We start from the raw sequence: 22031 nt of genomic DNA on the forward strand, positions 1-22031 counted from the left end.
GTGCTATGTGATCGGTACCACCCGGTCCGGGTTGGTAGCATGGCGATTCCGACCGACCGGATGCGGTGGTTCACCTCCGGCTTCCTTCGAAAGAGTCTTTCCATGCAGTTTGAGATCGTCGAGCGGGACGAGACGTGGGTTGCCGGGCTGCCGGTACGCAGCCCCAAACGTGCGCTCGGGGAACTGCGTGACCGCGATCTGGAGGCCGCCTGGGCGGCGGTGTTGCACCAGGAACTCGGCGGCCCGCTGGCCAGCGCCTACACCGATTACACCGGTGAGCTGGGCACGTACAACACCCAGATCGTCGGCTATCAGTGCGCGTCCTTCGACGACGTCACCCGCGGTCACTTGGTCGCGCGCCTGCCGCGTGGCGCCTACGCCCGGTTCTCCTCGGTCGGCAACTTCCCCCAGGTGATGACCGACCTGTGGACGCAGATCGCCTACGCCGAGGAGCACAACCAGATCAAACGGACCTACACCGGCGACTTCGAGTGCTATCCGCACGCCTACAAGATCGATCTGTATCTGGCGGTCGACGCGCGATGAGCTATGCGATCGTGGTGCGTGCCGAAGCGGTCTACGGCGGGCTGGTCGTCCCGCGCGTGCGCCCGAGCTTCAAGGTCAGCAACAGCGACCTGATCGAGTTCCTCAAGGATCGGCTGCGCGACCGCCAGGGTGGCGAGGGGCCGATGTACACGGTGTACGTGCCGGATCCGGCCGGGAACTACAACGCCGTGGTCTGCTTCGAGTACCCGTCTCCGGATGCCGTGCCGGTGGGCGACGTCTTGGTGCGGGTGCCGAAAGGCGTCTACGCCCGTTTCGCACCGAACGGCGACTATCACGATCCGGTGGAGGACGTCTGGGCGCAGGTCGATGACGCGACGGCGTCGGCGGAGATCACCCGGGCCTACCGTGAAGAAATCGAGATCTGGCACGGCCCGGAGTCGGTCGAGTTGTTCATTTCTATCCTGGTTTAGCTTGCTCAATAGTAACTACCCCAGAACCGACTGGTCTCCATCTTATTTCCGATATCGATTCCAGCTAGGTTGACCTGCGAAAATATCGCATGTACCGCAGAGTTTTCGGAAGATTAGCCGGACGGCTGGTCAATTCCTGTCCGATGACGGATACTGCCCTGGGCAACTTCGTCTCGGCTCGGGGCCGTGGGGGGATGCATCGGGCTGGACTATCGCGCAGGGCAGCGCGGCGATGGAGTAGGAACAACATGACTGTGGATCTGATTGCAGTCGTGCCGAGTAACTCCCGTGGGCGGGGAGTACGGCGGTATTACGACGCGCAATCCGAGTGTGCGTTCTTTGTCTCCGAACCGGATGCGCAGCCGGAACTCTGGCACCGGTATCTGCGCGGAGCGCGCGATGTCTATCGGCGCTTCGGAGTGGAACACGCACTGGAATACGAGGCGGTCGCCGACGGCGGTTCGACGTCGCTGTTCTTCGCCGCGCTCGACGCCGACGGCGACGTGGTCGCCGGGGCCAGGATGCAAGGGCCCTACCGCGAGGCGCGGCAGGCGCACGCGCTGATCGAATGGGCGGGTCACCCCGGCGCGGACGACTTGCGGCGGATGATTGCCGACCGGATACCGCAGGGCGTGATCGAGGCCAAGGGCGCGTGGGTCGCGCGCGATACGCCCAATCGGGCCGAACTCGGCGCGGCGATCTCACGCACGGTGCTGCACGGCGCGCGCTTGCTCGGCGCGCGCTATGGCTTCGCGACGGTGGCCTCCTTCACCGTGCCCCGGCACGAGGCGTGCGGTGCTGTTCCAGCCGAGGGCATCCCCGCGGTCCCGTATCCGGACGAGCGCTACCGAACCGTGCCGTTGTGGTGGGACACCCTGAGTTACGCCGCGTTCGCCGAGGAGTCGCAACGGGCCCTGACGCACGGGGAGCAGGACGCGCTGGGACTGCCCACCGCGCGTCCGCTCGAGATGCGGTGCGGCGTCGGCCGCGCGACAGAGGGCCGGCGCGGCCATGGGCGATGACCGGCCGCGTACGGCCGACCACCGGCCGCTGATCCTCGACCCCGCCGATCCGGAGGACGCGCGGATGCTCGCCACGTTGCGCGCCGACCCGCGCCTGGAATTCCGCGACCTGCGTTCGGCGTTGCGCGCCGAACTCGGCAAAATGGTGGCTGCACCGGATATTCCGGAGGGCCCGGAGGCGGACCGCTGGATCTACTACCCGTGGCGCGCGGCGGTGATCGGATTGCCGGGCCCGCGGACTTTCCGGCTGATCCGGCTGGATCGCAATCGGAACAAATTGACCAGAGCCGAACAGGACCGGCTGGCCGAGCTCGCGATAGGGGTCGTCGGGCAGAGCGCAGGGAACGCGATCGCGCATCTGCTCGCCATGGAAGGCATTTGCGGAGAACTGCGCCTGGCCGATCTGGACGAAATCGAATTCTCGAATCTCAACCGGGTGGCGGGAACGCTCTTCGACGTCGGCGTCAACAAAGCCGTGGTAACCGCACGCCGTATCGCCGAATTGGATCCTTACCTGCCGGTGCGGATCTTCGAAGCCGGGATCGACGAGAATTCGGTGGACGATTTCTTGGACGGCCTCGCGATCGTCGTCGAGGAATGCGATTCGCTCGATATGAAACTGGTGATCCGTGAGGCGGCGGCACGCCGTCGTATTCCGGTGCTGATGGAAACCAGTGACCGCGGTTTGCTGGACGTCGAGCGTTTCGATCTCGAACCGCAGCGCCCGGTGTTTCACGGGTTGCTCGGTGCGGTTCGCGCCGCGGATCTGCGCGGGCTGACGTCCAGGGAGAAGGCGCCGTTCGTGGTTCAGCTGCTCGGCGCCGCCGGGTTGTCGCCGCGGCTGGGCGCGAGCCTGATCGAAGTCGGCGAGACGGTGACCAGCTGGCCGCAGCTGGCGGGCGACGTCGCGCTGGGCGCCGCGAGCGTGGTGGCCGCCGTCCGGCGCATCGGTCTGGGCATGAAGCTGGCCTCCGGTCGTGTCCGGCTCGACGTGGAACGGCATCTGGACGAACTCGCCGACCCGCCGCCGCGCGACGAGCCGGCGTGGACCGAGGCGCCGCCGGAGTCCGTCGACGGACCCGTGGAAAGCATCCTGACCTGCGCACAACGAGCGCCGTCCGGGGGCAACATGCAACCGTGGTCGCTGCGCGCCGAGGCGGACGACATCGTCGTCGAGCTGGCGCCGCAGCACAGCGCGGCGATGGACATCGGCTACCGCGGCAGCGCCGTCGCGCTCGGCGCCGCCCTGTACAACGCGCGAGTCGCCGCGGCCGCGCACGGTGTACTCGGACCGCACGAGTTCGTCGAGGGTGCGCCGGGGTCCGGTCGCCTCGTCGCGCGCCTGCGGCTGGGGGACGAGCGGAGCGACGAGCTGGCCGCCGACTATCCCGCCGTCCTGCGCCGCGAGACCAACCGCAGCATCGGCACCGGGACCGCGCTGGCCGACGGCGTCCTCGACACGCTCACGGCGGTCGCCGAATCGGCCGGAGCCCATGTGCGTGCGGTCGTGGATCGGCAGGGGATCGAAGAAGCCGCACGTTTGCTGGGTGATTCCGACCGCATCCGATATCTCACGCCCCGGTTATACGAGGAAATGCTCGGCGAAGTCCGGTGGGCGGAGGACGACGATCCGGATACCGGAATCGACACGCGCAGCCTGGAACTGACCGCCGACGAGTGGGCGGCATTTCAGATAACCACTCGCGCCGACGTCATGGCGCAGGTGCGGTCCTGGTCGGGCGGCGCGGCGCTGGGGAAATACACCGGTGACCGGGTGCGCTCCAGCTCCGCCATTCTGGCGGTGACATTCGACGCGGCCGACCCTCGATTGACCGGCTACGCGGAGGCGGGGGCCGCGGTCGCGCGGGTTTGGGTGCGGGCCGAACGCCTCGGATTGTGTGTCCAACCGATTTCCCCCGTATACCTCTACGCCCGACGCCGCGGCGAACTTGCTGCGATTTCCCCCGACTTCGCGGATACACTAGCGTCACTTCAGGGCCGTTTCCTGGACCTGCTGGAAGTGCCTGAGCATGAGACCATGGCGTTGGTGCTTCGCCTGAGCTACGCCTCCGCCGCCACCGTACGCAGCAGGCGGCGTCCGGTGCTCGGTGTGGACACCAGTAGTTAGCGCGATCGGAGACAATGTGCCACGGCGGACACTCGACTCGTTGGTGACCCAGGTCGCCTCTGAGCTCATGGGTGTGGACGCCACGACCATGGTCGCCGCCACCGAGCGGGTGCTCGCGCAGCTGGTCGAGTACTTCGACGTGGATTTCAGCTACGTGCGGCACACCGACCGGGAGCGGCGCGCGACCGTGCTCATCGCGGAGTGGCCGCACCGGCAGAACATCCCGGATCCCGATCCCCTCGGCGTGATCTACTTCGACGGCGCCGACCCCGTGTTCCGTGCCCTGGAGAACGCGACCGAACCGATGGTCGCGCGCCCGACCCCGGAGTTCGCCGACTATCAGGAAACCGTCCGCCGCGGGTCCGGCATCGTGGGGGTGACCTCGGCTGCCGTGCCGCTGCTGTCGCGGGGCGAGCCGACCGGCGTGCTCGGATTCGTCAAGTCGGGCGATCGCGAGTGGAGCAATCGCGAACTCAACGTGCTCAAAGCCATCGCCGCGCTGTTCGCGCAACTGCAGGCCAGGGTGGTCGCGGAGGAACGTCTCCGATATATCGCGCTGCACGACGACCTGACCGGGCTCGCGAATCGACGCGCGCTGCTCGAGCACATGGAAGAGCGATTACGCGCGGGCAGTCCCGGCCCGGTGGCCGCCTTCTTCCTGGACTTGGATCGCTTGAAAGCGCTCAACGATTTCCTCGGCCACACCGCCGGGGACAACTTCATCCGCACGTTGTCGACGCGGTTGCGGGAGAATCTGGACCCGAACGACATGATCGCCCGCCTGGGCGGCGACGAATTCGTCATCGTGCCCGCCAAGCCGATGGACGCCGTGGCCGCCGAATACGAGGCGAACCGGATCCAGCAGCTGATCGCCCGGCGCGTCACCGTCGGCGGCGAGTCGGTCAGCCGCGGCGCCAGCGTCGGTGTGGCGCTCGGCTTCCCGGGTGAGACGACCGTCGCCGACGTGCTGCGACGCGCCGATCACGCGCTGCTGTCGGCGAAATCGGGCGGTGGCAACGGCGTCGCGGTGTTCACCGACACCATGCGCGCGCAGTTCGAACTCCAGGACGACGTGGAGCTCAACCTGCGCGGCGCCGTCTCCGACGGCTCGCTGCTGCTGCACTACCAGCCCGAGGTCGACCTGCGCACGGGCCGCATCGTCGCGTTGGAGGCGCTGGTCCGCTGGCTGCACCCGACCAGGGGGCTGCTGCCGCCCGCCGCGTTCGTCACCGTCGCCGAGGCCACCAACCTGGCCGGTGAGCTGGGGCGCTGGGTGATCCGGTCGGCGTGCGCGCAGTTCGCCGAGTGGCGCAGGCGCGGACTGGCGGGCAATGTGGTGATGCGGATCAACGTGTCGCCGGTGCAGCTGGTCAGCCTCGATTTCGTGGAGCGCATCGAGGACATCCTGCGCCTGTTCGGCATCGACGGCAGCTCGGTGTGCCTGGAGATCACCGAGCACGTCGTCGTGCAGGATCTGGCCAGGACCCAGGTGACGCTGCGCGGGCTGAAGCGGATGGGCGTGCAGATCGCCATCGACGACTTCGGCACCGGCTACAGCTCGCTGTCGCATCTGAAGGCGCTGCCGGTGGACGCGGTGAAGATCGACCGGGGCTTCGTGCAACGGCTCGGGGCCAGCACCGACGATCTGGCCATTGTGAAGTCCATCATCGGCCTGGCCGGCTCGTTCGGGCTGGGCGTGGTCGGCGAGGGCGTGGAGACGGCGGTCGCCGCGCGCACCCTGGTCGGTCTGGGGTGCTACCGCGCGCAGGGCTTCCTGATCGCGAAGCCGATGCCCGCCGAGCAGGTCGAAGCGCACCTCGCCGCGGGGCGGATTCCGCTCGACCTCGATCTGCCCCGGGCGGGGCGCGGGCTGCCCGCGCACTGAGCGCACTGCCGCAGCCGCCGGTTATCCCGTTCTTTCACGGCCGTTCACGCGTCGTTGGGCGCGGGTAACCCCGTCCGCTGCACGATCGGCCGAGTGCGCATAGTTCAGCTGGCGAACTTCTACGGCCCGCGTTCGGGTGGGCTGCGCACGGCGTTGCACCATCTGGGCGAGGGGTATGCCGCCGCCGGGCACGAGGTGGTGCTGATCGTGCCGGGTCCGCACCGGTCGGAGGAGATCCTGCCCACCGGGGTCGCGCGCATCACGCTGCCTGCCTTGGCCATTCCGTGGACCGGGGGTTACCGCGCCGCCGATCCCCGCCGGGTGGCCGACGTCCTGGACGGATTGCGGCCCGACGTGCTCGAGGTGTCGGATCGGCTGACGCTGCGCGGTTTCGGGCGCTGGGCGCGACGGCGCGACGTGACCGGCGTGATGATCTCGCACGAGCGGCTCGACCGCCTGCTGGGCCAGGTGCTGCCCGGTCCGGTGGCGCGGCGCTGCGCCGACGTGGCCAACCGGCACACCGCCACCGACTACGACATGATCGTGTGCACCACCGGGTTCGCGCGCGAGGAGTTCCTGCGCATCGGCGCGCGGAACGTGGAGCTGGTCCCGCTCGGGGTGGACCTCGACCTGTTCAACCCGCACCGGCGCGATCGCGGACTGCGCGCCGATCTCGGCGTGCCCGGTCATCCGCTGCTGGTGCACTGCGGCCGGTTGTCGGTCGAGAAGCGGGTGGATCGCAGCATCGAAGCGGTCGGGGCGTTGCGCGCGGCCGGGATCGAAGCGCGGCTGATCGTCGCCGGGGACGGTCCGCGCCGGGACGCGCTGCAACGGCGGGCCCGTGCGCTGGCCCCGCTGCCCGGCGGCGTGCCCGCCGTGCACTTCACCGGATTCATCTCCGAACGCGCGATGGTGGCCACACTGCTCGCCACCGCGGACGTCTCGCTGGCGCCGGGCCCGCACGAGACCTTCGGCCTGGCGGCGCTGGAAGCGCTCGCGGCGGGCACGCCCGTAGTGGCCAGCCGCTCCTCCGCGCTGGCCGACATCGTGACCGCCGACTGCGGCGCGGTGGCCGCCGATCATCCCTCCGCCTTCGCGCGGGCGGTCAGCGACGTGCTGGCCATGCCGCAGGCCGGTCGCCGCAGGGCCGCGCGCAACCGCGCCGAGCAGTTCACCTGGCCGCGGGCCGTAGCGGGCATGCTTGCGGTGCTCGGTCGTTAGCGGCCTGCGGCCGTCGGCTGGATTACCCTGCGGGGAACCGATTCGGCGATTCGAGATGGGATGCGCAGTGCTGGGTAGAGGTCGCGGGCGAGCGGGTCGCACGACGATGCGCGAGGCGAAGGTTCTGATCACGGGAGCAGCGAGCGGCATCGGCCGGGCCACCGCGCTCGCCTCCGCCGCGGACGGCGCCGAACTGGTGCTCACCGACATCAATGCCGAGGGCCTGGACACCGCGGTGGCCGACATCCGCGCCGCGGGTGGTCGCGTCGCTCTGGCCGAAGCGCTGGACATCACCGACTACGACGCGGTGCGCGCCTTCGCCGACCGCGTGCACGCCGAACTGGGCAGTCTGGACGTCGTCATGAACATCGCGGGCACCTCGGTCTGGGGGACCGTGGAGAACCTGGAGCACAAGCACTGGCGGCGCATGGTCGAGGTCAACCTGATGGGGCCGATCCACGTCATCGAGACCTTCGTGCCGCCCATGGTGCGCGCGGGCAAGGGCGGTGCGCTGGTCAACGTGTCGTCGGCGGCGGGCCTGCTCGCGCTGCCCTGGCACGCCGCCTACAGCGCGGCGAAGTACGGCATTCGCGGCGTGTCGGAAGTGCTGCGCTTCGACTTGGCGCAACACGGGATCACCGTGCATCTGGTGGCGCCCGGCGCGGTGAACACGCCGCTGGTGCGCAGCGTCGAGTTGGCCGGGGTGAACAAAGAGCATCCCAAGATCAAGCGGCTCACCGCGGCCTTCGCCGAGCACGCGGTGCCGCCGGAACGGGTGGCCACGGCGATCCTGCGCGGCATCGAGCGCAACCGGTTCCTGGTCTACAGCTCGTTCGACATCCGCTTCGGTTACTGGTGGAAGCGCAAGTTCGCCTTTCCCTACGAGTTCGTGATGCGGCGCACCAGCGCGCGGTTCAGCAGGCTGCTGGCTTCGACGGGCAATTGAGCTGCACGTCGAGCACGCGGGCGCCGGGACCGTCGGCGCCGAGCCGGTCGTGCTCGTTGACCAGGCGGCAGGTGCCAAGCGACAGGCAGCCGCAGCCGATGCAGCCGGTGAGGCTGTCGCGCAACCGGATCAGCTGGGTGATCCGGTCGTCGAGATCGGCGCGCCAAGTGGTGGACAAGGTCTCCCAGTCGCGCCGGGTGGGGGTGCGCCCTTCGGGCAATTGATCGAGGGCGGCGCGGATCTCGCTCAGCGGTATGCCGACGCGCTGGGAAATGCGGATGAAGGCTACGCGGCGCAAGGTCTCACGGGCGTATCTGCGCTGGTTCCCGCTGGTGCGTCTGCTCGTGATGAGTCCTTCGCGTTCGTAGAAGTGCAACGCGGAGACCGCGACTCCACTACGCTCGGAGAGCTGCCCCGGGGTCAGCTCCTTCGCCCGCCAATCGGCTGCTGTCGACATGCACGCTCCTCCCAATCACCTCAACAATACTTGAGGTTAGGGGGTGCCGGGACCGGATTCGCCGATCGCGCGCCGATCGGCATCCGAAGCCGGGATTTCCGTGCTCTCGCGGCCGCGGGGCACTACGGTTCGATCATGGGAGCAGATGCTGTGTCCGCGCGGGAGGGTGCGCGTTTGGCCGTGACGTCCGAGGTGGGCGCGCTACGTACGGTGCTGCTGCACCGGCCGGGCAACGAGCTGCGCAGGCTGACCCCGCGCAACAACGATCAGCTGCTGTTCGACGGCATCCCGTGGGTGGAGCGCGCGCAGCAGGAGCACGACACGTTCGCCGAGGTGCTGCGCAGCCGGGGCACCGAGGTGCTGTTGTTGTCGGACCTGCTCGCGGAGACCATCGCGGTCAGCGGCGCGGCCCGCATCCAGGGCATCTCCGCCGCGGTGGACGCGCGCAGACTCGGGCACACGCTGGCCGACGAACTGGCCGGCTTCCTGCGCGGCGTGCCGGCCACGGAGCTGGCCGAGATCCTGATGGCCGGGATGACCTTCGACGAGTTGCCCTTCGGGCCCGACCACACCTCGCTGGTCCGCCGCATGCACCACGGCGGCGACTTCGTCATCGACCCGCTGCCGAATCTGCTGTTCACCAGGGACTCCTCGTTCTGGGTCGGTCCGCGCGTCGCGATCACCTCCCTCGCGCTGCCCGCCCGTGGCAGGGAGACCTCGCTGACCGATCTCATCTACGCCTTCCATCCCCGATTCCTCGGCGTGCGCCGTGCCTACGAATCGCATACCGCTCCCATCGAAGGGGGTGACGTCCTGCTGCTGTCGGAGGGCGTGGTCGCGGTGGGCGTCGGCGAGCGCACCTCGCCTGCGGGCGCGGAAGCCTTGGCGCGCAGCCTGTTCGACGACGACCTCGCACACACCGTGCTCGTGGTGCCGATCGCGCAGACTCGCGCGACCATGCACTTGGACACGGTGTGCACCATGGTCGACGCGGATGCCGTCGTGATGTATCCGGCGGTGCGCGAATCGCTGTGCGCCTTCACGATCCGCAAGGAGGACGACTACGGCGGACGGCTCGGCAGCGGACGGGTCGGCATCAGCGGCCCCGACCCGTTCCTGCCCGCGGCGGCGGAGGCCATGGGCATCGGCAAGCTGCGGGTGATCGACACCGGTCTGGACGGGGTCACCGCCGAACGCGAGCAGTGGGACGACGGCAACAACACTCTCGCGCTCGCGCCCGGCGTTGTGGTGGCCTATGAGCGCAATGAGATGACGAACGCCAGGCTGGAGGACGCGGGTATCGAGGTGCTGCGCATTCCCGGTTCCGAATTGGGCTCCGGCCGCGGCGGCCCACGGTGCCTGTCGTGTCCGCTGTCCCGCGACGACTTGTGAGCGCGAGCATGTTCACTGTGACGGTCTCGCACGAATCCGCAGTGCCGCCTTACGAGCAGCTCCGCCTCGGCGTCATCGCTCAGGTGCGTTCCGGCGAACTCACGGCCGGAACCAAGATCCCGACTGTCCGCGCTCTGGCCGCGCAACTCGGTCTCGCCCCCAACACGGTGGCACGCGCCTACCGCGAGCTGGAGGCCGACGGCGTAGTGGAAACCCGCGGCAGGCAAGGCTCGTTCATCGCGTCGTCCGGTGACCCGACCCGCGACGTGGCGGGCCGCGCGGCCACCGCCTACGTCGCGACGGTGCGCAGGCTTGGCCTGGACGACGCCACCGCCCTGCGTTACGTGCAGGCGGCGCTGGAAGGCTGAGCTGCTACCTCCAGCTGGGCAGCCAGAGATGGTCGTGCCAGTTGCCCGGCGTGATCGGCAGGGCGGTCAGGATCGGCCACAGCCAGATGAAGTTGGCGATCACCAGGCCCAGGTACAGGCAGACGGCGAGCAGTCCGAGACTGCGCCGTTCGTTCGGCGGGGCGGGCAGGTAGGTCCCGGCGGGGCTGCGCGGAATGGTGCTCGGGCGCGCCGGGCCCAGCACGTCGCCCAGCACCAGCGCCACGCCCATCACCAGGAACGGGGCCATCGGGACGGCGTAGAAGTAGTACATCTGCCGATCGAGCGTGGCGAACCAGGGCAGCAGGGCGGCGCCGTAGCCGACCAGTACCACGCCGTAGCGCCAGTCGCGACGGACCGCCGCGCGCCACAGCATCCAGGCCAGGACCGGGAACGCGACCCACCAGATGGCGGGCGTCCCGATCAGCATCACGGCCTTCACGCACTGGGCCTGGCCGCAACCGGAGACGCCGCTGTCGGCGTAGTAGTACAGCATCGGCCGCAAGCCCATGGGCCAGGTCCACGGCTTGGACTCCCAGGGGTGATGATTGCCCGCCGAATTGGTCAGCTCGGTGTGGAATTCCAGTGATCTGGCATTGAAGTACCACAGCGAGCGCAACGCACCCGGCACCACATGCGACCAGAAGCCGCCGGTACCGATCGGGTCGGTCGGCGCCGAAGGATTGCCCGGCATATACCGGTACACACCTGTCTCGCTCGCGAACCAGGCCCAGTAGCTCGCCAGATAGACGCCGAGGGGCACCAGCACCAGCGCGTAGAGCGCGGGCCCGACATCGCGCAGCGCGACGCCGAGCCAAGGGCGGCGCACCCCGTAGATCCGCCGGGCCGAGAGGTCGAAGTAGACGCTCATCAGGCCGAAGGCGGCGATGAAATAGATCCCGGACCATTTGGTTCCGCAAGCCAGGCCGAGCAACACGCCCGCGCCGAAGCGCCACCAGCGCACCCCGAGCCGCGGTCCATGATCCGTCACGCCGATCCGGCCCTGCGCGTCCGCGCGCGCGAACCGGGCGAGGACCTCGTCGCGGTCGACGATCAGGCAGCCGAAGGCGGCGGTGACGAACAGCGCCATGAAGATGTCGAGCATGCCGATGCGCGAGGAGACGAACGTGAGGCCGTCGGCGATCAACAGGAGGCCCGCGATCGCGCCGATCAAGGTGGAGCGCGCCAGCCGGCGCACGATCCGGATCACCAGCAGCACCAGCACGGTTCCGGCGAGCGCGGCGGTGAAACGCCAGCCCCAGCCGTTGTAGCCGAATATCGCCTCGCCGATCGCGATGAACTGCTTGCCGACCGGCGGATGCACCACCAGCCCGTAGCCGGGATTGTCCTCCACCCAGCCGCCGGTGAGCATCTGCCAGGCCTGCGGGGCATAGTGCTTCTCGTCGAACACGGGCGTGCCCGCGTCGGTCGGGTAGTTGAGCATCGTGAAGCGCGTCACCGCGGCGATCGCGGTGAGGAAGGCCGTCACCAGCCAGCCGCGCAGGCGGTCGGTCGGTCCGGAGTCCAGCGGCGGCCGCAGCGGTCCCGGGCTCGACCAGGAGGGCACGGTTGTGAACCGTGCGGTCGCGCGCTGGTCGGTCACCTGGGTCACGCCCCGATCGTATGCTGTGCCGCCTCTCCGGGTATTCAGGCCATACGCGTTGGGTGGTTGCACGATTTGCGTTCAGGTCCTGCGTCGTGTGTTCCTCGCGGTTCGGCCGTACCCGGGGAGTTAGCCAGGTGCTCACGAGATCAGCTACTACGTTCGAGATCGAGCCCGACAGATTTCGTGGTGGGCTGCGGGCGTGAGTGCGACTTGTCTCGAAGGCAGGACGGCTGTCGAACCTCGTTGCCGCCGGTATCTGCTGGGCTCGGTGGCGCCGGTGGATAGGCTGCGGGTGGGCGGTTGTCGCCGGATACGTGATGCGGACAGGAGTGCGGTGGCTGACGAGACGGCGGGTGGGCTGGTGCTCGCGGCGACGCCGATGGGTGACGTCGGTGACGCCTCGCAGCGGCTGCGCGAAGCGCTGGCGACGGCCGATGTCGTCGCCGCCGAGGACACGCGCCGCACCAGGGCGCTGGCCAAGGCGCTCGGCGTCGAGATCGCCGGCCGGGTGGTCAGTTTCTACGATCACGTCGAGACCGCACGGATTCCGGCGCTGCTCGACGAGATCGCCGACGGCCGCACAGTGCTGCTGGTGACCGATGCGGGCATGCCGTCGGTGAGCGATCCCGGCTACCGCATGGTGGCGGCGTGCGTGGAGCGCGACCTGCCGGTGACGTGCCTGCCGGGTCCGTCAGCGGTGACCACGGCGCTCGCGCTGTCGGCCGTGCCGGTGGAACGCTTCTGCTTCGACGGATTCGCGCCGCGGAAATCCGGCCAGCGCCGGGAATGGTTGCGCACTTTGGCGGCGGAATCGCGTGCCTGCGTGTTCTTCGAGGCGCCGCATCGGCTCGCCGACTGCCTGGCCGACGCGGTCGAGATCCTCGGCCCGGACCGTCGCGCCGCCGTCTGCCGGGAGCTGACCAAGACCTACGAGGAAGTGGTTCGCGGTACCTTGGCCGAATTGGCCGAGTGGGCCGTCGAGGGCGCGCGCGGCGAGATCACCGTGGTGCTCGCGGGCGCCCGGCCTGCCTCCGCCGACCCCGCGGACCTGGTCGCCGCCGTCGAAACCCTGACCGCCACCGGCGTCCGCCTCAAGGACGCCTGCGGCGAGGTCGCCGCCGCCCACGCGGTCTCCCGCCGCGAGCTCTACGACGCGGTTCTCACCGCGCGGCGCGGCTCCTAGCCCCGCTGTGCGGTTTCGCTCCGCGCGGGTGGTCGACCCGGGGTGCGGCGGCGGGCATGATCATCGGTATGACTTCTCTGGAGAGCAAGGCCACGACGTTTCTCGGGTTGCACGTGCCGGGGGATCCGGGGGTCTTCCCGACGGTGTGGGATGCCTGGTCCGCGAAAGTCGCTGTAGCGGCGGGCTTTCCGGCGCTGACGGTGGGTAGTCATCCACTGGCCGACTCGATCGGACGCGCGGACGGCGAGGGGATGACGTTCGACGAGTCGCTGACCCGGGTCCGGCAGATCACCGCGGCGGTGGACGTCCCGGTGTCGGTGGACATCGAGTCGGGCTACGGGGAGGATCCCGCGCGACTGGTCGAGGGCCTGCTCGAGGCGGGGGCGATCGGACTGAACATCGAGGACACCGTGCACAGTGAGGGCAAGCGCCTGCGTACGGCGCAGGAACACGCCGATCTCGTGCACGGCCTCCGCAAAGCCGCCGACGCGACGGGCGTGCATCTGGTGATCAACGCGCGCACCGACCTTCTCCTGCGTCAGGACGGCGACGAGGCCGACCGGGTGGACCGCGCCATCGAGCGGCTGAAGCTGGCCGCCGAGGCGGGCGCGGACGTGCTGTTCCCGGTAGGTCGCCACGCCGACGCCGATATGCGCCGCCTGACCGGTGAGCTGCCGCTGCCGATCAGCGCGACCGTCCTGCCGGATCAGGCCGACAAGGCCGCCCTGGCCGACCAAGGTGTCGCGCGGATCACCTTCGGTCCGTTCCTGCAGGCCGCGCTGACCAGGGAGATCGACACGCTGCTCGACCGCTGGAAGTGACGCGGTTCGGCGGCGTGCGCGGTATTCGGTCGCCGGGCCGACCCAGCCGCACCGGGTGACCGGTGGGGTGGTCGTGCCCCGGCGAACACGTCGGCCGATGCTTCAGGAGGAGACGGGTAGTCCCAGGGCGCTCATGACGAACTGGACGAACATCGGCGCCATCTCCGGCACGCGCGCGGGTCCGTCGGAGACGATGACCCGCCGCGTGCGCTCGCCGATCGCGTCCGGGATCAGGGCGATCAGCCCGTCGGAGAGTTCGGGCAGCGTCGGGTCCGCCGCGCGCGCCTGGTCGTAGAACACGCGGTACAGCTGGGCGAAGCGGTCCACGGCCAGGTCGCGGTAGCCGACGGCTTCCTGGTTCACCTTGAACGACTCCACGAGCACCAGCCGGGCGAAATCCGGCTCGGTGGCGACGGTCCGGCAGAAGGTGACCACGATGGATTCGATCTTCGCGTAGGCGTCGGCGTCCGGCGGCAACTGGGCGAGTTCGTCCGCGATGCGGGTCGCCATGATGTCCACGCCGGTGTGCACCGCCTCGGCGAAGCATTCCTCTTTGTTGGCGAAATGGTCGTAGAAGGTGGTGCGCGAGACCCTGGCCCTGGCGACGATGTCGGTGAGCGTGGTGGCCGGATAGCCCTTGCTGTCCACGGACTCGACCATCGCCTCGACCAGCCTGCCGCGTTGCGACGTGAGCACGGCTTCGCGTGCCGCCCGATGCCGCTCGGCGAAACCGGACCGGTGAACGGATGCCGTCGCATGCTGCTGGCCCATGGGTGCCCTCTCTGTGCCGGAACCGATTCCGAACGGAACGTTGTCGTACCGATCGCACACGGTCCGGGGGCGTCACCAGGCCGCGAACCGGTGTTTCATTATCCGACAACGCATTCCACATCGGGAAGGCAGGTGGATCCACCCCTGGGCAGACCACCGTGTGATGCGGCGAAAGTGTTGTGCGCCTTGCCTTTCCGGACCGTCGCGAGGCGGGCCGGAACCGGGTCAGTCCTTCGGTTCGACGTACTTGGGGAACACAGGTTCCGGCGCGGGCAACGCCGGCCCGGGTTCGATCGGCGTCGCGATGTCGGCGAACGTCCGGTTCTGCTGGCCCAGCTGGTCGAGGATGCGGCCCGCCGATCCCGGCAGCACCGGCTGCACCAGGATCGCGACGATGCGCAGCACTTCCAGCGTCACGTACAGCACGGTGGCCTCGCGGGCGAGATCCTCCGGCGTGCCGGACTTCGCCAGCGCCCACGGCGCCTGCGCGGAGAAATATCGGTTCGTCTCGCCGAGGGTGAGCCAGATCGCCTCCAGCGCCAGATGCATCTGCTGCGCGTCGAATTCGGCGCGGCAGCGCTCCAGCAGTCCGCCTGCCAGGTCCAGCAAGGCGCGGTCGTCGGCGGTGAACTCGCCGGGCGTCGGTACCACGCCGCCGCAGTCCCTGGCCACCAGCTTGGTGCTGCGCTGCACCAGATTGCCGAACTCGTTGGCCAGGTCGCTGTTGATCCGGCTCACGATGGCCTCGTGGCTGTAACTGCCGTCCTGGCCGTAGGAGATCTCGCGCAGCAGGAAGAAGCGCACCGCGTCCAAGCCGTAGCTCTCGACCAGCTCCAGCGGGTCGACCACGTTGCCGACCGACTTGGACATCTTCTCGCCCTTGTTGTACAGGAACCCGTGCACGAAAACCCGTTTCGGCAACTCCACACCGGCCGACATCAGGAAAGCGGGCCAGTACACCGTGTGGAACCGCGAGATATCCTTGCCGATGATGTGCACGTCGGCGGGCCAGAACTTGCCGAAGGCGGCGGACTCGGTGTCGGGGAAGCCGACGCCGGTGAGGTAGTTCGTCAGCGCGTCCACCCACACGTACATGACGTGGTCGGGGTGCCCGGGCACCGGTACGCCCCAGTCGAAGGTGGTGCGTGAGATGGACAGGTCCTTCAGCCCCGCCTTGACGTAGCTGACGATCTCGTTGCGCCGGGTGGCGGGCGCGATGAATTCGGGGTGCTCCTCGTAGAGCGCCAGCAGCTTGTCCTGGTAGGCCGAGAGCCGGAAGAAGTAGTTCGACTCCTCGGTCCAGGTGACCGGCGTCTGGGACTCGGTGGAGACGCGGGTGCCGTCCTCCAGCACCGTGGTCTCCTCGTCGGTGTAGAACGCCTCGTCCCGCACCGAGTACCAGCCCGAGTAGTTGCCCAGGTAGATGTCGCCGTTGGCCAGCATCCGCTCCCAGATGGCGGCGCAGGCGGCCCGGTGGTCGTCGTCGGTGGTGCGGATGAACCGGTCGAAGGAGATGTCGAGCGTCTTGTCCATCGCCTCGAACACGTCGGAGTTGCGCGCCGCGAGCTCGTCCACCGGGATGCCCTCGGCGGCCGCGGTCTGCTGCATCTTCTGGCCGTGCTCGTCGGTGCCGGTCATGAAGAACACGTCGTAGCCGTCGAGGCGCTTGAAGCGGGCGATCGCGTCGGCCGAGATGTACTCGTAGGCATGCCCGATGTGCGGCGCGCCGTTCGGGTAGGCGATGGCCGTGGTGATGTAGAAGGCGGGGCGGTCAGCTTCGCTCATGGTGTGTCTACTGTAATGCGCGTGCATTCTTTCGCTCGCGTGAATATCCCCCTGATCGATGCGTTCGCGCCGCGTGGGGATCGCCGATGAGCGCCGCACGGCCCGCGCCGGAGCCGCCCGAGCCGCTGTCGCCGATCGTGGACGCGCACACCCATCTGGACGCCTGCGGCGCGACCGACGCGGCGTCCACCGCGGCGATCCTCGACCGAGCCGCATCCGTCGGCGTCGGCCGGGTGGTCACCGTCGCCGACGACTTGGCCGCCGCGCAGTGGGCGGTGCGGGCGGCGCACTGGGACGATCGCGTGTTCGCCGCCGTCGCGCTGCACCCGACCAGGGCGAACGCGCTCGACGACGACGCGAAGGCGGAGCTGGAGCGCCTGGCCGACGACCCGCGGGTGGTCGCCGTGGGCGAGACCGGTCTCGACTACTACTGGCCGGGCAAGCTGGACGGCTGCGCCGACATCGAGACGCAGATCGAGGGTTTCCGCTGGCACATCGACCTGGCCAAACGGGTGCGCAAACCGCTGATGATCCACAACCGCGAGGCCGATCACGACCTGCTGACCGTGCTGCTGGACGAGGGCCCGCCCGAGCGTGTGATCTTCCACTGCTTCTCCTCCGACACCAACATGGCGCTGTCCTGCGTGGCCGAGGGCTACATCCTGAGTTTCTCCGGGACGGTGAGCTTCAAGAACGCGCACGAGTTGCGGGAGGCGGCCAAGGTGGTGCCCGACGACCAGATCCTGGTGGAGACGGACGCGCCGTATCTGACCCCGCACCCGTTCCGGGGAGCGCCGAACGAGCCGTACTGCCTGCCGTACACGGTGCGAGCGCTGGCCGAGTTGCGTGAACAGGATCCGGTGGAACTGGCGAAGATCACCACCGACAACGCACGCCGCGTCTACCGGATCTGACCGGCGCGCCCGCGTACCCGCGGGGCATCACGGATGCCCGGAATGCATCGGTGTATGCGAAATGTGTCCTATGTCACTTTCTGCGTTCCGTTTTGTGATTTACCTGCGGGGTCGATATTCGATCGTGATATTGAAAAGGCGCTGTTCCGGAGCTTGCTGTTGTCGGCGCCCGGCCCCCTCGTTATCGTGCTGTGACCATGTCCCCCTTCACGCGGATCAACCAGTCGCGTTCGCCGCTGCTGCACCTCGCGGTCGGCGCGCTGCTGCTGACGCTGATCGTCGGCGCCGGGCTCGCGATCGTGAATCGCAAGACGGTGACCGTTGTCGTGGACGGCGAGAAGCTCTTCCAGACCACCATGTCGCGGGACGTGCGCGGCGTGCTGAAGGCGGCGGGCTTCATCGTGACCGACCGGGACAAGGTGGCGCCCGCCCTGGCCGCGCACATCGGCGACGGTGCGACCATCACGCTCAACCGTGCCCGGGAGGTCGATCTGTCCGTCGACGGCATGACGCAGAAGGTCTGGACCACCGGAGTGACCGCGGGGGAAGCGCTCGAGCAGCTGAAGATTCCGAAAGAGGTGTACGTCTCGCCCGCTCGCGACGAGCGGCTCCCTTTGCAAGGCGCCACGCTCATGATCGCGACTCCGCGCATGGTGTCGCTGGTGGACGGGATCGGCCATCCGGTGGACGTGCGCGCCGCGGCGCCCACCGTCGGCAAGTTCCTCGAAGTGGCCGGGATCCCGCTGATCGAGCAGGACTCCGTCGAGCCGGCCGCGTCCACCCCCCTGACGAACGGCCTGCGCGTCACCGTGACGCGCAAGCGGGTCGAACAGCAGACCGAGACGTTGCCGCTGGATCCGCCGGAGAACGTCATCGAAGACCCGACCATGAACATGAGTCGCACGGTGGTGGAGTCCGCGGGCGCTCCCGGGGTACAGAACGTCACGTTCGCGGTCACCATGGTCAACGGCCAGGAAGTCGACCGTAAGCCGGTCGCGTCGACCGTCACCGTGGCGGCACAGCCCAAGACCGTCCGCAAGGGCGCCAAGCCGGGCACCGAGGTTCCCCCGGTGCGCGACGGCGCGATCTGGGACGCGTTGGCTCGTTGCGAGTCCACCGGCAACTGGTCGATCAACACCGGCAACGGTTACTACGGCGGCGTGCAGTTCGACCAGAGCACCTGGGAGCGGCAGGGCGGGCTGCGGTACGCCCCGCGCGCCGATCTGGCCACCAGGGAAGAACAGATCGCCATCGCCGAGATCACCAGGCAGCGGCAGGGCTGGGGCGCGTGGCCCGCGTGCACCGGCCGGCTCGGCATCAGCTGACCTGCACCGGACCCGGGGGACGCCGCGGCGCGGTTGATAGATTCTCGAGGTGTCCGAACCTGAAATTTTCGCTCGTGGGAGTGCGGCGCTGCTCGGGCCCGCCGAAGTGCGAGTGCTCGCCGAACGGTTCGGGGTGCGGCCGACCAAGCAACTCGGGCAGAACTTCGTGCACGACGCGAACACCGTGCGGCGGATCGTCGCGGCCGCGGGGGTGGGGCGCGGGGACGTAGTGCTCGAGGTCGGCCCCGGTCTCGGTTCGCTGACCCTCGCGCTGCTGGACGTGGTGGAGTCGGTGGTCGCGGTCGAGATCGATCCCGTGCTGGCGCGTCACCTGCCCAGAACTGTCGCCGACCGGGCGCCGGAACTGGCGGCGCAGCTGTCGGTGGTCGAGGCGGACGCGCTGCGCGTCACGGCCGCGGACCTGCCCGCCGCGCCGACCGCGCTGGTGGCCAATCTCCCGTACAACGTGGCGGTGCCGGTGCTGCTGCGTCTGCTGGCCGAATTGCCGACCCTCGCGGTCGCTTTGGTGATGGTGCAGGCCGAAGTGGCCGATCGGCTGGCCGCCGAGCCCGGCAACCGCACCTACGGCGTGCCCAGTGTGAAGGCGGGTTTCTTCGGGACGGTCCGGCGTGCCGGAGCGGTGGGCACCCAAGTGTTCTGGCCGGTTCCGCGAGTCGAGTCGGGTCTGGTGCGGGTCGATCGCTTCGCCGAGCCGCCGTGGCCGATGGACGCCGAGCACCGCCGCCGTGTCTTCGAGGTCGTCGACGCCGCTTTCGCGCAACGGCGCAAGACCCTGCGGGCCGCGCTCGCCGCCTGGGCGGGTTCGCCCGCCGAAGCGGAGCGTCGTCTGGTCGCCGCGGGCATCGCCCCTACGGCTCGCGGCGAAACCCTCGACACCGCCGCCTTCGTCCGGCTGGCCGCTCAGGCGTAGGGCTCCTCGTACCGGCGTCGGCCGGCGCGAGGAGCCACGCGAATGGCCGGATCAGACGGCGACTTCGTAACCCGCTTCGTCCACGGCGGCGACGATGTCGGCGTCGGCGATCGGCGCGGTGCTGTCGACCCGGACGGCGCCGCTGGCGAGGTCCACATCCACGCTGGTCACGCCATCGATCTTGCCGATCTCGGTCTTGACGGAGCTGACGCAGTGCCCGCAGGTCATCCCCGTGACGGTGTAGGTGGTGGTGGGCATGTCCGACTCCTTCGCATCCAGATTCTCATACGGGCGGGGGGTACCCCGACGATTGAAACATACCCCGTATGGGTATTGCGCGCAAGGCTCTTACACGCCCTCGGCCAGTTCCAGCCAGCGCTCTTCGGCCGTCTCCTTCTCCGCCAGCACTTGCTTGAGCTCCGCGCCCAAGGTGACCAGCTTGTCCGGCTCGGTGGCGGCGTCGGCCAGCGCGGAGTGCAGGCGCTGCTCGCGTTCGGACAGTTTGTCGATGGCGCGTTCCAGCCGGGTCAGCTCCTTGCGGGCCGCGCGGTAGGCGGCGGAGTCGGTGGCAGGCGCGTCGGCGGGCTTGATCTCCGGCGCGCCGGCGCGGGTCCGGCTCGCGGCGAGGGTCGCGCGCTTGGCGAGATACTCCTCGATGCCCCCGGGCAGGTTCGTCAGCTTGCCGTCGCCGAACAGCGCCCAGGTCGAGTCGCAGATCCGCTCGATGAGGTACCGGTCGTGGCTGATCACCACCAGCGTGCCCGCCCAGTTGTCGAGCAGGTCCTCCAGTTGCTGCAGGGTGTCGATATCCAGGTCGTTGGTCGGCTCGTCGAGCAGCAGCACGTTCGGTTCGGACATCAGGATGCGGGTCAGTTGCAGGCGCCGCCGCTCGCCGCCGGACAGGTCGCCGACCGGCGTGCGCTGGCGGGCGGGGCTGAAGCCGAGCCGCTCGGCCAGCTGGCCCGCCGAAATCTCCTTGTCGCCCAGCATGATTCGCTGCGCGACCTGCTGTACCGCCTCCAGCACGCGCAGGTCGGTCGGCAGGTCGTCGAGCTCCTGGCGCAGCCAGCCGATCTGCACGGTCTGGCCTTGGACGCGCTTGCCCGCGGCCAAGGTCGCGTCGCTGTCGCCCGCCAGGGCGCGCAGCAGCGTCGTCTTGCCCGAGCCGTTGACGCCGACCAGGCCGACACGCTCGCCCGGAGCCAGCCGCCAGGTCAGATCCCGGACCAACTCCCGGCCGTCGGGCGTGGTGAGCGTGGCGTCCTCCAACTCGACGACGACGCGGCCGAGGCGTTTGCGCGCGAAAGCCGCCAGCGAGACGCTGTCGCGCGGCGGCGGCACGTCGGCGATCAGGGATTCGGCGGCCTCGACCCGATAGCGCGGCTTGGAGGTGCGCGCCTGCGGGCCGCGCCGCAGCCAGGCCAGTTCCTTGCGGGCCAGATTGCGCCGTCGGGCCTCGGACGCGTCCGCCTGGCGAGCGCGCTCGGCGCGGGCGAAGATCCAGTCGCCGTAGCCGCCCTCGTAGCTCTCGACCTTGCCGCCGACCACTTCCCAGGTGCTGGTGGCCACGGTGTCGAGGAACCAGCGGTCGTGGGTCACGACGACCAACGCGCTGCGTCGGCCGAGCAGATGCGCGGCCAGCCACTGCACGCCCTCGACGTCCAAGTGGTTGGTCGGCTCGTCCAGTACCAGCAGGTCGAGTTCGCGCACCAACGCGGCGGCGAGCGCGACCCGGCGGCGTTCGCCGCCGGAGAGATTGTCCACCGGGGTGTCCATGCCGAGATCGGCGATGCCGATACCTTCCATCACCGAGCGGATGCGCGAGTCGGCCGCCCATTCGTGCTCGGCGACCTCGTCTGTCGAGGCGTCGTCCGCCAGACCGGCCAGCACCACCGAACCGACCGTCGCGCCCGCGGGCAGAACGCCGCGCTGTGTCACCACGGCCATGCGCAGGCCGCCGAGCCGGCTGACCCGGCCGCTGTCGGGTTCCTCGATGCCGGTGAGCACCTCGAGCAGGGTGGTCTTGCCGCCGCCGTTGAGGCCGACGACGCCGATCCGTTCACCCGCGTGCACGCCGAGTGAGACGTTGTCCAGCAACGGCTTGATCCCGAAGCTCTTGTGGACCTGTTCGAGGTTGATCAGGTTGGACATGGATCCTTCCGTGTCTTGCGCGGGCGGCCCGATGATCGCCCCGGGCCAGCGTACCGACCTGCGCCGGTCGCCCGTCGGCCCGGCGAACGGCGGCGCGCTTGCGTGACGAACGGTGTTCGTTTAGATTGAG

The 22031-nt window shown here is 69.1% G+C and carries 20 protein-coding genes; 14 read left to right on the forward strand and 6 right to left on the reverse strand.

Annotated elements, in window-relative coordinates; genetic code table 11:
• Positions 1-102 precede the first annotated feature (102 nt).
• From ACWEKR_RS06315 to ACWEKR_RS06345, 7 genes are all read left to right on the forward strand, one after another.
• Positions 103-546 carry a GyrI-like domain-containing protein gene (locus ACWEKR_RS06315; RefSeq protein WP_039801088.1) on the forward strand — a complete coding sequence of 148 codons (444 nt, stop codon included), beginning with the start codon at positions 103-105 and terminating at the stop codon, positions 544-546.
• Positions 543-977: an effector binding domain-containing protein gene (locus ACWEKR_RS06320; RefSeq protein WP_063021492.1), complete on the forward strand. Its 435-nt coding sequence runs from the start codon at positions 543-545 to the stop codon at positions 975-977. Before ACWEKR_RS06315 ends, ACWEKR_RS06320 begins: the two co-directional genes overlap by 4 nt.
• A 248-nt stretch (positions 978-1225) precedes the next feature.
• A complete protein-coding gene (locus tag ACWEKR_RS06325) occupies positions 1226-1999 on the forward strand; it encodes a hypothetical protein (protein ID WP_452353600.1) in 774 nt (257 codons plus the stop codon).
• Positions 1989-4127, forward strand: coding sequence for an Rv1355c family protein (locus ACWEKR_RS06330; RefSeq protein ID WP_452353601.1), 2139 nt, complete (start codon positions 1989-1991; stop codon positions 4125-4127). Before ACWEKR_RS06325 ends, ACWEKR_RS06330 begins: the two co-directional genes overlap by 11 nt.
• A gap of 67 nt (positions 4128-4194) precedes the next feature.
• Complete coding sequence (locus ACWEKR_RS06335) at positions 4195-6012, forward strand: putative bifunctional diguanylate cyclase/phosphodiesterase (protein ID WP_452353797.1); 1818 nt, start codon at positions 4195-4197, stop codon at positions 6010-6012.
• A gap of 93 nt (positions 6013-6105) precedes the next feature.
• Positions 6106-7233 carry a glycosyltransferase gene (locus ACWEKR_RS06340; protein WP_452353602.1) on the forward strand — a complete coding sequence of 376 codons (1128 nt, stop codon included), beginning with the start codon at positions 6106-6108 and terminating at the stop codon, positions 7231-7233.
• A 106-nt stretch (positions 7234-7339) separates the two neighbouring features.
• Complete coding sequence (locus ACWEKR_RS06345) at positions 7340-8179, forward strand: SDR family oxidoreductase (RefSeq protein ID WP_195086061.1); 840 nt, start codon at positions 7340-7342, stop codon at positions 8177-8179.
• On the opposite strand, the gene soxR is transcribed toward ACWEKR_RS06345, so the two are convergent.
• A complete protein-coding gene (gene soxR / locus ACWEKR_RS06350; protein ID WP_063021496.1) occupies positions 8148-8636 on the reverse strand; it encodes a redox-sensitive transcriptional activator SoxR in 489 nt (162 codons plus the stop codon). The two genes, ACWEKR_RS06345 and soxR, sit on opposite strands and share 32 nt — an antisense overlap.
• 135 nt (positions 8637-8771) lie before the next feature.
• Here soxR and arcA point away from each other — a divergent pair, with 135 nt between their 5' ends.
• Together arcA and ACWEKR_RS06360 are read left to right on the forward strand one after the other, a co-directional pair.
• Entirely contained in the window at positions 8772-10028 is a 1257-nt protein-coding gene (gene arcA / locus ACWEKR_RS06355) for an arginine deiminase (RefSeq protein ID WP_452353603.1), read from the forward strand.
• 8 nt (positions 10029-10036) lie between these two features.
• Positions 10037-10396, forward strand: coding sequence for a GntR family transcriptional regulator (locus ACWEKR_RS06360; protein WP_195086059.1), 360 nt, complete (start codon positions 10037-10039; stop codon positions 10394-10396).
• Positions 10397-10400: 4 nt separating this feature from the next.
• On the opposite strand, the gene ACWEKR_RS06365 is transcribed toward ACWEKR_RS06360, so the two are convergent.
• Positions 10401-12026, reverse strand: coding sequence for a dolichyl-phosphate-mannose--protein mannosyltransferase (locus tag ACWEKR_RS06365; RefSeq protein WP_452353604.1), 1626 nt, complete (start codon positions 12024-12026; stop codon positions 10401-10403).
• A 328-nt stretch (positions 12027-12354) separates the two neighbouring features.
• On the opposite strand from ACWEKR_RS06365, the gene rsmI reads away from it, so the two are divergent.
• Entirely contained in the window at positions 12355-13203 is an 849-nt protein-coding gene (gene rsmI / locus ACWEKR_RS06370; protein ID WP_452353605.1) for a 16S rRNA (cytidine(1402)-2'-O)-methyltransferase, read from the forward strand.
• A gap of 68 nt (positions 13204-13271) precedes the next feature.
• Complete coding sequence (locus ACWEKR_RS06375; RefSeq protein ID WP_159842970.1) at positions 13272-14024, forward strand: isocitrate lyase/PEP mutase family protein; 753 nt, start codon at positions 13272-13274, stop codon at positions 14022-14024.
• A 102-nt stretch (positions 14025-14126) separates the two neighbouring features.
• On the opposite strand, the gene ACWEKR_RS06380 is transcribed toward ACWEKR_RS06375, so the two are convergent.
• Both ACWEKR_RS06380 and metG read right to left on the reverse strand, forming a co-directional pair.
• Positions 14127-14795 carry a TetR/AcrR family transcriptional regulator gene (locus tag ACWEKR_RS06380; RefSeq protein WP_159842972.1) on the reverse strand — a complete coding sequence of 223 codons (669 nt, stop codon included), beginning with the start codon at positions 14793-14795 and terminating at the stop codon, positions 14127-14129.
• Between the two features lie 225 nt (positions 14796-15020).
• The gene (gene metG / locus ACWEKR_RS06385) at positions 15021-16607 is read right to left on the reverse strand and encodes a methionine--tRNA ligase (protein WP_452353606.1); all 1587 of its coding nucleotides are present in this window, start codon (positions 16605-16607) and stop codon (positions 15021-15023) included.
• A gap of 59 nt (positions 16608-16666) precedes the next feature.
• Here metG and ACWEKR_RS06390 point away from each other — a divergent pair, with 59 nt between their 5' ends.
• The 3 genes from ACWEKR_RS06390 (at position 16667) to rsmA (ending at position 19750) form a co-directional block, all read left to right on the forward strand.
• Complete coding sequence (locus ACWEKR_RS06390) at positions 16667-17494, forward strand: TatD family hydrolase (RefSeq protein WP_159842976.1); 828 nt, start codon at positions 16667-16669, stop codon at positions 17492-17494.
• 197 nt (positions 17495-17691) lie between these two features.
• On the forward strand, positions 17692-18819 hold the full coding sequence (locus ACWEKR_RS06395) for a resuscitation-promoting factor (RefSeq protein WP_228829802.1): 1128 nt from the start codon (positions 17692-17694) through the stop codon (positions 18817-18819).
• Positions 18820-18868: 49 nt separating this feature from the next.
• The gene (gene rsmA, locus ACWEKR_RS06400; protein ID WP_452353607.1) at positions 18869-19750 is read left to right on the forward strand and encodes a 16S rRNA (adenine(1518)-N(6)/adenine(1519)-N(6))-dimethyltransferase RsmA; all 882 of its coding nucleotides are present in this window, start codon (positions 18869-18871) and stop codon (positions 19748-19750) included.
• Between the two features lie 51 nt (positions 19751-19801).
• On the opposite strand, the gene ACWEKR_RS06405 is transcribed toward rsmA, so the two are convergent.
• Together ACWEKR_RS06405 and ACWEKR_RS06410 are read right to left on the reverse strand one after the other, a co-directional pair.
• Entirely contained in the window at positions 19802-20008 is a 207-nt protein-coding gene (locus tag ACWEKR_RS06405) for a heavy-metal-associated domain-containing protein (protein ID WP_063052594.1), read from the reverse strand.
• Positions 20009-20098: 90 nt separating this feature from the next.
• Positions 20099-21901 (reverse strand): ABC-F family ATP-binding cassette domain-containing protein, encoded by a 1803-nt coding sequence (locus tag ACWEKR_RS06410; RefSeq protein ID WP_452353608.1) that lies wholly within the window; start codon positions 21899-21901, stop codon positions 20099-20101.
• Positions 21902-22031 lie beyond the last annotated feature (130 nt).

It is taken from the genome of Nocardia sp. NPDC004573, assembly GCF_053602135.1.

Bases quoted from the DNA above. Each gene is read 5' to 3' on its own strand.
- ACWEKR_RS06395 (WP_228829802.1), top strand. From the start codon at position 17,692: ATGTCCCCCTTCACGCGGATCAACCAGTCGCGTTCGCCGCTGCTGCAC.
- ACWEKR_RS06335 (WP_452353797.1), top strand. From the start codon at position 4,195: ATGGGTGTGGACGCCACGACCATGGTCGCCGCCACCGAGCGGGTGCTC.
- ACWEKR_RS06345 (WP_195086061.1), top strand. From the start codon at position 7,340: ATGCGCGAGGCGAAGGTTCTGATCACGGGAGCAGCGAGCGGCATCGGC.
- soxR (WP_063021496.1), bottom strand. From the start codon at position 8,636: ATGTCGACAGCAGCCGATTGGCGGGCGAAGGAGCTGACCCCGGGGCAG.
- ACWEKR_RS06315 (WP_039801088.1), top strand. From the start codon at position 103: ATGCAGTTTGAGATCGTCGAGCGGGACGAGACGTGGGTTGCCGGGCTG.
- ACWEKR_RS06360 (WP_195086059.1), top strand. From the start codon at position 10,037: ATGTTCACTGTGACGGTCTCGCACGAATCCGCAGTGCCGCCTTACGAG.
- ACWEKR_RS06375 (WP_159842970.1), top strand. From the start codon at position 13,272: ATGACTTCTCTGGAGAGCAAGGCCACGACGTTTCTCGGGTTGCACGTG.
- arcA (WP_452353603.1), top strand. From the start codon at position 8,772: ATGGGAGCAGATGCTGTGTCCGCGCGGGAGGGTGCGCGTTTGGCCGTG.
- ACWEKR_RS06325 (WP_452353600.1), top strand. From the start codon at position 1,226: ATGACTGTGGATCTGATTGCAGTCGTGCCGAGTAACTCCCGTGGGCGG.
- ACWEKR_RS06405 (WP_063052594.1), bottom strand. From the start codon at position 20,008: ATGCCCACCACCACCTACACCGTCACGGGGATGACCTGCGGGCACTGC.
- ACWEKR_RS06390 (WP_159842976.1), top strand. From the start codon at position 16,667: ATGAGCGCCGCACGGCCCGCGCCGGAGCCGCCCGAGCCGCTGTCGCCG.
- metG (WP_452353606.1), bottom strand. From the start codon at position 16,607: ATGCACGCGCATTACAGTAGACACACCATGAGCGAAGCTGACCGCCCC.
- ACWEKR_RS06410 (WP_452353608.1), bottom strand. From the start codon at position 21,901: ATGTCCAACCTGATCAACCTCGAACAGGTCCACAAGAGCTTCGGGATC.
- ACWEKR_RS06320 (WP_063021492.1), top strand. From the start codon at position 543: ATGAGCTATGCGATCGTGGTGCGTGCCGAAGCGGTCTACGGCGGGCTG.
- ACWEKR_RS06330 (WP_452353601.1), top strand. From the start codon at position 1,989: ATGGGCGATGACCGGCCGCGTACGGCCGACCACCGGCCGCTGATCCTC.
- ACWEKR_RS06380 (WP_159842972.1), bottom strand. From the start codon at position 14,795: ATGGGCCAGCAGCATGCGACGGCATCCGTTCACCGGTCCGGTTTCGCC.